Annotated in this window: 12 protein-coding genes; 7 read left to right on the plus strand and 5 right to left on the minus strand. The window is 43.9% G+C overall.

Features of this window, described 5'->3' with window-relative positions; translation table 11 throughout:
• Positions 1 to 308: 308 nt before the first annotated feature.
• Positions 309 to 800, minus strand: coding sequence for a C-phycocyanin subunit alpha (gene cpcA / locus O9332_RS12445; protein ID WP_002762687.1), 492 nt, complete (start codon positions 798 to 800; stop codon positions 309 to 311).
• Positions 801 to 855: 55 nt separating this feature from the next.
• Positions 856 to 1,374 carry a C-phycocyanin subunit beta gene (cpcB, locus tag O9332_RS12450; protein WP_002733930.1) on the minus strand — a complete coding sequence of 173 codons (519 nt, stop codon included), beginning with the start codon at positions 1,372 to 1,374 and terminating at the stop codon, positions 856 to 858.
• A gap of 669 nt (positions 1,375 to 2,043) precedes the next feature.
• Between cpcB and cysK the strand changes: the two genes are divergently transcribed.
• The 7 genes from cysK (at position 2,044) to O9332_RS12485 (ending at position 7,323) form a co-directional block, all read left to right on the plus strand.
• Complete coding sequence (gene cysK, locus O9332_RS12455) at positions 2,044 to 2,991, plus strand: cysteine synthase A (RefSeq protein WP_002733085.1); 948 nt, start codon at positions 2,044 to 2,046, stop codon at positions 2,989 to 2,991.
• A 211-nt stretch (positions 2,992 to 3,202) separates the two neighbouring features.
• Positions 3,203 to 3,739 carry an MgtC/SapB family protein gene (locus O9332_RS12460; RefSeq protein WP_002762685.1) on the plus strand — a complete coding sequence of 179 codons (537 nt, stop codon included), beginning with the start codon at positions 3,203 to 3,205 and terminating at the stop codon, positions 3,737 to 3,739.
• Positions 3,740 to 3,955: 216 nt separating this feature from the next.
• Complete coding sequence (locus O9332_RS12465; RefSeq protein ID WP_002762684.1) at positions 3,956 to 4,630, plus strand: hypothetical protein; 675 nt, start codon at positions 3,956 to 3,958, stop codon at positions 4,628 to 4,630.
• A gap of 165 nt (positions 4,631 to 4,795) precedes the next feature.
• Positions 4,796 to 5,371 (plus strand): Crp/Fnr family transcriptional regulator, encoded by a 576-nt coding sequence (locus tag O9332_RS12470; RefSeq protein WP_002762683.1) that lies wholly within the window; start codon positions 4,796 to 4,798, stop codon positions 5,369 to 5,371.
• 30 nt (positions 5,372 to 5,401) lie between these two features.
• Positions 5,402 to 6,040: a cadmium resistance transporter gene (locus O9332_RS12475; protein WP_002762681.1), complete on the plus strand. Its 639-nt coding sequence runs from the start codon at positions 5,402 to 5,404 to the stop codon at positions 6,038 to 6,040.
• A 6-nt stretch (positions 6,041 to 6,046) separates the two neighbouring features.
• Positions 6,047 to 6,853 carry a prohibitin family protein gene (locus O9332_RS12480; RefSeq protein ID WP_002762680.1) on the plus strand — a complete coding sequence of 269 codons (807 nt, stop codon included), beginning with the start codon at positions 6,047 to 6,049 and terminating at the stop codon, positions 6,851 to 6,853.
• A 71-nt stretch (positions 6,854 to 6,924) separates the two neighbouring features.
• A complete protein-coding gene (locus O9332_RS12485) occupies positions 6,925 to 7,323 on the plus strand; it encodes a YidH family protein (RefSeq protein WP_002762678.1) in 399 nt (132 codons plus the stop codon).
• A gap of 77 nt (positions 7,324 to 7,400) precedes the next feature.
• Here the strand turns inward: O9332_RS12485 and O9332_RS12490 are convergent, their stop codons facing one another.
• The 3 genes from O9332_RS12490 to O9332_RS12500 form a co-directional block, all read right to left on the minus strand.
• The gene (locus tag O9332_RS12490; RefSeq protein WP_288025820.1) at positions 7,401 to 7,640 is read right to left on the minus strand and encodes a hypothetical protein; all 240 of its coding nucleotides are present in this window, start codon (positions 7,638 to 7,640) and stop codon (positions 7,401 to 7,403) included.
• A gap of 138 nt (positions 7,641 to 7,778) precedes the next feature.
• The gene (locus O9332_RS12495; protein WP_185237248.1) at positions 7,779 to 8,474 is read right to left on the minus strand and encodes a TerC family protein; all 696 of its coding nucleotides are present in this window, start codon (positions 8,472 to 8,474) and stop codon (positions 7,779 to 7,781) included.
• Between the two features lie 492 nt (positions 8,475 to 8,966).
• A complete protein-coding gene (locus tag O9332_RS12500; RefSeq protein WP_002762845.1) occupies positions 8,967 to 9,371 on the minus strand; it encodes a DUF1622 domain-containing protein in 405 nt (134 codons plus the stop codon).
• Positions 9,372 to 9,551 lie beyond the last annotated feature (180 nt).

Raw genomic sequence — 9,551 nt, forward strand, 5'->3', positions numbered from 1 at the left:
ACGACGACTAAGTGAGGGTTTGCTGAATAAATCTAAAAATCTTGTTGGATAAGGTTTTTAGACTTTTTTTCTCTCAAAAATTGCCGACCATTGGAGTGATTGGGGGGAAAATTCAGGTACTTTTTCCCTGAAAATTAGGTAGTTGACCACCTGAAAATCGATAAAACCCCACTTCCCCACACCCCACACCCCACACCCTGCCACCACCGAAAAACTTTTTCAGCAAGCCCTAAGTTAGACGGACGCAAAAAAACCTCGGCGCTCATCCCGAGGTGAATTTAGGAGATATGAGCTTATGTTGACGTAAATTAGCTAAGGGCGTTGATCACATAATCAATGTAGGAATTAGCTTCTACAGCAGCATCCCCAGTTAATCCGTGATTGGTTTTGATGTATTTTAAGGCTTCGATATACCAACTAGGAGATAGCTCAAAGGCGCTATTAATTTCACTCAAACCGGCGACTAGATATTCATCGATCGGGCCTGTACCCCCTACCACGAGGGCATAGGTGATAATTCGGATATAGTAGCCGATATCACGAACGCACTTGGATTTCCCTCGCTCATCGTAGGCATAGTTCGGCCCCTGGAGTTGGGTGGTGTAGGGAAATTTTTGATAGACAGCGTTGGCTGCTTCTTGGGCTAAACTGGGGGCTTTTTGGGCGAGGATTTTTACCGCTTCTAGGGTGATGGCGGCCTGACGGAAACGACCGAACGCTACTTGTAATTCAGCACTGCTGAGAAAACGGCCTTGGGAATCGGCAGTAGCTACCGCTTCGGTTAAAGGTGTTTTGGTCATGGATGGAATTGCTCCTACAAAAGTTTAATCGGATTGAGATAAGAAAGTCACAGCATCAGGAAACTGCCGCCGCCGCTCGATCGAAGTAAGAAGCGACTTCTGCTAGTAAAGAACTGCAATCCCCGCGAGTGATCCCGTTGGGATCGGCCGCTAGGGCAAGGGAAGCGTCTTTGAGCTTGAGAATTCCGGCCGCAACAGAAGCTCCCGGAACTCCCAGGGCGACGTAGGTTTCCCGGAGACCGTTCAAGGCGCGATCATCGAGGATGCTGGCATCGCCGGTGAAGGTGGCATAGGTAACGTAGCGCAGGATAATTTCCAAATCCCGCAAGCAGGCGGCGGCACGACGGTTTGTATAGGCGTTGCCACCGGGGGCAACTAAAACGGGCTGTTCTGAAAACAAACTACGCGCGGCATCGGTAACGATCGCAGAAGAATTACTGGAAAGACGATTGACCACATCCACGCGTTTATTACCATCTTTGACGAAGGCAATTAGGGCATTGACTTGATTCTCGCTCAGGTATTCCCCGCGGGTATCGGCCTGAGAAACGACTTTGGCAAAGGCATCTAACACCATAGTTTTCATCTCCTATAATGATGATTGGTTTCGGCAAAATATCGAGGTTGATTGCTCTGGCTTTTCTTTATTTTTTCCGATAAAGTATCTAGGAGTTTTTTTCTTGGGACTATACTATCGTCCTTGAAAAAAAATTACTCTACCTTGGCCAGATTTTTTTGTATATCGAGGAACAATTCTTGTTAATTGAATTTAGCGTTGATAGGCGCTTCCAGACATACTTAGTTTTTGCCATGAATTATTTTATAAACCATTTTCCTACTTTTATTTATTAAAAATTGTTTCCTAAAAAACCAGCAAAAAAATAATTTTTTAGGATAAATCTCAGAAAACTTTCTTAAATGTGTAACCCGATACTAAGAAAAAGTATCGCTCTTTTCATCTCTCTAATAATTTGTTTAAGTTGTTTAAATAAATGTGCTTTTATATACTAATAATAATTAACTAAATTGAGAGAAATTTCCCAAGACGATTTGAGCGATTGTGCTTCGATATACAAAAAAAGTGGCAAGGCAAAAAAATCGACAGGGATAATCCCCGCCGACGTTGTGATCAGAGGTGCCAACACCAGCATTTTGCAGTGTACTCTGACTTAAAAAGTATTGTAAAACATCTTAAATACATATATAATCAAAAATAGCCAACAAATACAAAGCAAGTGGGATTATGCCGATCGCAAGAGACATCACCCAATTGGTAGGACGGACTCCCCTAGTCCAACTGAATCGAATCCCAGTGGCAGAGGGAGTAAAAGCCCGCATCGTCGTCAAACTGGAAAGTATGAACCCCGCCGCCTCGGTTAAGGATCGCATCGGGGTCAGTATGGTGGAGGACGCTGAAGCCGCCGGACTAATTCACCCCGATAAAACAATTCTGGTGGAACCCACTTCCGGTAATACCGGCATCGCCCTAGCCATGGTAGCGGCGGCCAAAGGCTATCGCCTAGTCCTGACTATGCCCGAAACCATGAGTTTAGAACGACGGGCGATGTTAAAAGCTTACGGGGCGCAATTAGAATTAACCCCGGGTAGCCAAGGCATGAAAGGAGCGATCGCCCGGGCTGAGGAAATAGTCGAAAATACCCCCAACGCCTATAGTTTGCAACAGTTCCGCAACCCGGCTAACCCGAAAATTCACCGAGAAACCACCGCCGAGGAAATCTGGGCCGATACCGATGGCCTGGTAGATATCGTTATCGGTGGCGTGGGAACCGGGGGAACCATTACCGGTATTGCCGAAACCATTAAACCCCGTCGTCCCCAATTTCAAGCGATCGCAGTTGAACCCTCTAATAGTCCCGTCTTATCGGGGGGACCACCCGGTCCGCACAAAATCCAAGGCATCGGCGCCGGTTTTATCCCGGCAATTTTCCGACCGGAATTAATCGATGAGGTGATTATCGTCGATGATACGGACGCTTTCGCCTACGCGCGACGGTTAGCTCGTCAGGAGGGACTACTATCGGGCATCTCGGCCGGGGCCGCTTTATGGGCGGCAATTCAGGTGGGCAAAAGACCCGAAAACGAAGATAAATTAATCGTCATGATTCAGCCTAGTTTCGGGGAACGTTACCTCAGCACAGCCCTGTTTAAAGACCTCGAAGATATCGACTAATAGGACAATAAATCGATGGAATTTGCAACGAGGGCAATTCATGGGGGGCAAGAACCAGACTCTAGCCATGGTGCGGTAACGATTTCCACCTATAACACCGGCTTTACTAGGATTATCGATTGGGATCGAGAATAGGAACGATTTAAAGCGGCATCTGGAAAAGGCCTTGATTGGTTAGGCGAAGTTTTTATCTCATTTGATGGGTTAAACAATGTTTTTTGACTCGGAAGATTGGCAAACGATTATTTTTCGGCTCAGTATGGCTATGGCCGTCGGCTGTCTGATTGGTTATAACCGACAGCGAGGCGGTCGTCCGGCTGGATTGAGAACTTTTATCATCGTTAGTCTCGGGGCTGCCATGTTCGTGATGATTCCCCTACAAGCGGAAGGAGATGTGGGTTATGCGTCTTCTAATGCTCTCAGTCGCACTATTCAAGGGGTCGCTTCTGGTGTCGGTTTTTTAGGGGCGGGAATCATCCTACAACAATCCCATCGGGAACTAAATAAGGTACAAGTGAAAGGTTTGACTTCGGCGGCGACTATCTGGTTAGCGGCAGGATTAGGCGCGGCTTCTGGTTGCGGTTTATGGCAGATGGTTCTGGTGGGAACTCTATTCTCTCTGTGCACTTTAAGTGGCATTAAACGACTTAAGAAAAATAAATCTTTAGGCAAATATATTAAAGGTCGTAAGAAAATATCTACGATTAATCAAGAAATAAATCCATCGGATAATTCAGCATCTCATTAATAAAAAAAGTGATAAAAATTAATTTTTCTTGAGAGGGCAAAAGCTTTTCTTTACTGGCTTTTACCTCGAAAAGATTATGTTTTTTCTGCAATTTATTGGTCAAAAAAATATAATAAATTTTTCATAAAATTTATTATAAACAAATACAAAACAAAAATTTTATGTGATAATATTTAGATAGAGTAACCACTTTTCTGAACAGGAGAAAATTCAACTATGATCAACCGAAATAAGAGCTTTCAAAGCCTCAAAAATCAAGTTTTCCGGCTGCTGATTTTCCTCTTAACTGTCACTTTGCTCCTAGGGGGAAGGGGAAATGCGATCGCCTTGCCCCTACTCCCCGAACAGTTGGCCGTCATCGACCGTGCAACGGCAACGGGTGGCACCGTGGTGGAACCCGTTAAGAAAAAAAATGAGGTTTCTAGCCCAAAAATTCTGGAAGATGCCCAAATTGCCTATGAAAAAGCCATCCAAGCGACAAAATCGGCTATCGATGACCTAAAGGCTCAACTAGCCGCTCCTTCTCTCGACAAGAAGATTATCGAAGCTCAACAGGACAACCTAGAGGACTTAGCGGATAATATTGACGATCTAGGGGAAAAAGTGAGTAAATTTACGAAAAAATTGACCAAATCTGGGGCTAAACTCAGTGAAACCCTGCAAAACAACCTTATTACCCTAGAAAATAGCCTCGTTAATACCTCCGAGACGATCGATATCTTAGCCGACGACACCGAACGACTCAAAGACAATGCTTCCCCTTTCCTGAAAACTCGCGTAGAAAAGACCATCGACGCGGTTAAACAGACTCTACAGGAAAGCGATCGAGCTTGGCAAGAACTGATCTCCTCGGCCACAACGGAACTGGAGAAGACTAGCACCCCGAAATAAATAGGGCTTGCAAGGGCATACAATCGGTCTTTTTTGGGGTAATTATCGTTTTTACCCCAAAATTATCAAATCCGATCCCTAATAGCTGTCTCCCGTCTCCTGTCTCCTGTCTCCTGTCTCGGAGTCTCGACTAGAAAATTAATTTTGCACGACTACTTACCAATCATGACGCTTACCTATCAACCACCAACCCCCCATCGCTGGCACTTTGATAATCGGGCGATTTTGCCCCTCAGAAACCCTAATTTCTGGAAAATCGAGAGTGGAGTCGTGAAAACCTCCACCTGGTTAGAAGATGGAACCCTGATCGTCTTGGGATTGTGGGGACCTGGCAGTTTTGTCGGTAAAACCCTAGAGAGAGTCAATCCCTATCAAGTTGAGTGCATCACTCCTGTACAAGCAGTTTCCTTTTCCACAGTTGAGAGTTATCAAATGGCAGAAATTCTGCTGTCTCATCTTCAGCAAGCACAAGAGCTAAGTATTATTCGTAGCTACAAACGTACTGATATTATGGTTGTGAAATTACTGTCATGGTTAGGCAATCAATTTGGTAAACAAACTGGTACTGGACAATTAATTGATGTGCGTCTAACTCATCAGGATATCGCTGACTTATTAGGAACCACCAGAGTCACAATTACCCGCGCACTTAATAGTCTAGAACAACAGGGGGCCGTGGAACGTCTTCCTGTCCATCGTCTTCTTTTACGAGAGGAGGACATCTGGCACTACGAGATTTAGAATGGGAAGGATTATCTCTTTTTTCAATCTATGAATTGGTTAGTAGCCCTTTTAATTACTAGCGTGACGAGTTTTGTAGCCACAAATCTCGATGATCTGATGGTGCTAATGTTGTTTTTCTCGCGACTTAATGCTAATTTTCGACCTCGACACCTGATTATTGGTCAATACCTCGGTTTTACCCTGATTCTCCTAGCTAGTTCCCTCGGGTTACTATTTGGGTTACTGGTTTCTAAAGAATGGATTGGTCTATTAGGATTTATTCCTTTGATTATCGGCATTAAACAACTTTTGTCAAGGGAAAATGAGGATTATATTCAAGAAGTAAGAGAAGATGTTAATTATTCTAAAAATCGCTCCTTTTTTCCTCGTTTTCCCTCCCAAACCTATTACGTTGCCGCCGTGACCGTTGCTAATGGTGGTGATAATATTGGTATCTATACCTCTCTTTTTGCCAATAATTCCCCGATGCACGTCTTAATTATTATGATAGTTTTTTATCTCATGATGGGGATTTGGTGCCTCCTAGCCTATTTTTTGATTACCCATCCCAGGATAGCTAAAGTGGTTACAAACTACGGACATAAAATTAGTCCTTTTATCTATATTTTTCTAGGGATTTATATATTAGTTGACAGCCGATCCTATCGTTTATTTTTAATGTCTTAACCAAGAATGCCTAAAAATCGTCTTTTAGCTAGACCAAGCAATCTCTTTTTTTTGTTATTAATTTTGGCGATTATTTTTAATCCTTTCGTGATTGTCAATGCTGGAGAAAGAGGGGTTTTAATGGTTTTTGGACAGGTGCAAGATCACATACTTAATGAGGGCATTCACGGGATTATTCCCGTTGTTAACACGGTAAAAAAACTAAGTGTGAGAATCCAAAAACAACAGATAGCGGCCGAAGCTTCCTCCAAAGACCTACAGGAAGTATTTACAGATGTAGCCCTGAATTGGCATATTTTAGCATCAGAAGTTAATACTATTTTTCAACAAATTGGCGATGAAGCGGCTGTCATTGAACGAGTAATCGATCCAGCAGTGGAGGAAATTCTCAAGGCAGTTATGGCTAAATATACCGCCGAAGAATTAATTACTAAACGGGAGGAGGTGAAAGGAGAAGTGGATATTCGTTTGAGCGAAAGACTGAAAAATTATCATATCGGTGTCGATGATATTTCTTTGGTTCATGTCAATTTTTCCGATCGCTTTACCGACGCGGTGGAAGCCAAACAAATTGCCGAACAGGAGGCCAAAAAAGCCGGTTTTATGGTGCTGAAAGCTCTGAAAGAATCGGAAGTGAAAATCAATCTGGCTAAAGGAGAGGCGGCAGCTCATCGCATTCTCCAAGATTCCTTAAGTCCAGAAGTTTTACAGAACAAAGCGATCGAAAGATGGGACGGTAAACTCCCCCTATTTATGGATGATAATCTGCTCAAGTCCCTTGAATTGGTTAAAGATAAGCGAAAAACTAGATGATAAAAACAATTTATTAAAACCATAAGAAAGAATACTTGATTTTATTGAACTTCCCAGCGAGGAACTCCTCTATGTTATTTAAATCCCAAAAGACAAAGCAGAAATTTAACCCTGATTACTGGCGAGATCATTCGGCCAACGAACGCACCTATCTGTCTTGGATGCGCGCTTCCATCGCTTTGATGGGTTTTGGTCTGGTCATTTTGCGTTTACGAACAGTATCTTCGTCATCTCTAGGACTGGGTTGGTTGTTGGGTTTTGTCTTCGCTATGGTGGGATTATTAACCGTTGTCATCGCCACGCGCCGATATTTTCTCATCCGGCGAGCGATCGATAGTAATAGCTACGAACCTGCTCAAGTCTGGATTATTTGCTTTAGTATAGCGATCGCTTGTCTAGGGTCGGGAATTCTCTATTTTGTCGCCACCAGTCCCGATAGCGGTGGAGTAGAAAGCATCGGTTTCGATTAAAACCCCATCCTCGGACGGAGCGGGATGGGGAGAAAATTGCTCGATACAGGCGGTAAAATCCAGATAACTACTTAGAATTACCCATTTTCCGACCTTTCCCAGGAAGGGGCGAAAGGTGGACAAATCAAAGGACAGGCGCGCCAATGACTGTGAACAGGGACTCCCAAGCGTTGACAATAGCCGTTTCCTCTCCCCTGAAACCTATAAAACCGACAGTAACGACAGGTAGAGGAACAAGTAGCAACTTTCGGGAGAGGATTTCCCGTGGATTCGATCGCTGTTAGTTTTGAGGATAGGGTGGAAATGGTGTCTAGCAAGGAAGTCTCCAAGGCTAACGGGGTTCACTAGCGACTGTTACCGTACCTAGTCACAAATTATGTCACAGTCGCCCGTCGTCCCGGAGTATAACGATTGACACGCTCCTAAAAAATTGAGAAAATCCCTTGCTACTAGACTTATTCCACCACAACACGCCTAGAAAAGCCCCAACTTAAGGAGGCCGCCACCATCATCAATACCATCCACTCTGGCGGCAAATAGGTTGGTTGACAAGCTTTTAATAACAATCTTCCCCCTACCGCTAAAACCGTCAGATAGGCCGCATCTTGTAGGTAAACAAACTCAGCTAACCACCTGACAAATAAACCGGTTAAAAATCGTAGGGCTAACATTCCCAAAATACCACCAGTCAGGAGAATCCAGAATCGATCGGCTAGGGCGATCGCTGTTGTCACACTATCGAGGGAAAAAGCCAGATCCGTAAAAGCAATCAAAACAATAACACGGCCAAAAGATTCTATGGCGAGATTAAGGGCAAAATTTTCGTCTTCTATTTCTATATTCAAAAATTTCTGCCAAAAATGCTTACCTGCTAACCAGAGCAGATAAATAGCACCCAGTACCTCCACCTGCCAGAATTTAACTGTCCAACTGGCACTGACTAACAGGGCAACTCTTAACACAAATGCCCCGGCCAATCCCCAGTTTAAAGCCTGGCGTTGTTGTCTGGGGTCGGGAAGTTCTCGCACCAAAGCGGCCAGGGCGACGGCATTATCGGCCGATAGAATAGTTTCTAAGACTGCCAGGGTGAGAATAGTGCCGCAAGTGGTTAGAGAGAGATTTTCAGCTATATCGAGAATTTGAGGGGACATATAATTATATTTTTACTCCTATGACGTTGTAGATGCGTCTTGGTATTTGCTGCTAGGATTCTTGACTATTTTTTTGTCGGTATAAATCTAAGGTCAAGTTCTTGAGCTTGCGATCGATGGCGAGATTGCTGAAAACGCTCTCCTTGACTAGGATTTTGGCCGGACACTATCATCTTAGGTAGGGTCTGCTGAAAAAGTTTTTCGTGGGGACAGGGTGTGGGGTGTGGGGTGTGGGGTGTAGGGTTTTACCGATTCTCATCTGGTCAATTACCTAATTTTCAGAGAAAAAGTCCCAGAATTTTCCCCCTATCTCTCCCACAACTGGTACTTTTTGTCAATCAAAAAGTCTAAAAGTCTTACCCAACAAGGTTTTTAGATTTATTCAGCAAGCCCTATCTAGAGCTTGCTGAAAAACTTTTTTAGCATACCCTCAATAGTCAACAGCTTATCAGGGGTTAGGTCAGGTGATTGTCAACTCACCTTTTTTTGGCATTAAAAATCCCTGAGATTGTCCTGGGCTGCTAGTTGCGATCGCTCTTTTTCCATGGACAATTCCGTTTCCAATTCTTGGCTGAGGAAATAGTTGAGGAAAGTTCGGATAATAGCGATGAGGGCGAGTTGTGCCAAGGCTTCTATAGTAGGTGTGACGGTAGTAGCCACGATGTCTCCACCTAACTGAAACTCTAGGGCTAAAGATAGCCAAGTACCGAAACGAATGCGAATTTGATTGAAGGAAAAAGGGGGAAGACTGCGACGGTGACGATTAGACTGCCAAGCTAATTGTAGGGTTTTAATTAATCCGATCACCACACAAGCGATCGAAATACTTTCTAGGCAAAACTTGATGATTGCCACGGCAGAGATCAAGCCTGTTTCTAAAGTTGCTAAAAATTCCATACCCAACAGATACCCTCTTATCCGATCAACCAACCTACCATCCCACATTCCGCACCCTAGTCGTTGAAATCAAAAGTTGCTCTAGCCCTTGTATAGTAAGACTTTTAGCGATTACTAAGAATTATGAAGTGTCACACTCTAGTTAGCGATCGCCAGCTTAATGAGAGTTTATCTCAATAA

Source organism: Microcystis sp. LE19-10.1B, from assembly GCF_027530565.1.
Classification (GTDB): domain Bacteria; phylum Cyanobacteriota; class Cyanobacteriia; order Cyanobacteriales; family Microcystaceae; genus Microcystis; species Microcystis aeruginosa.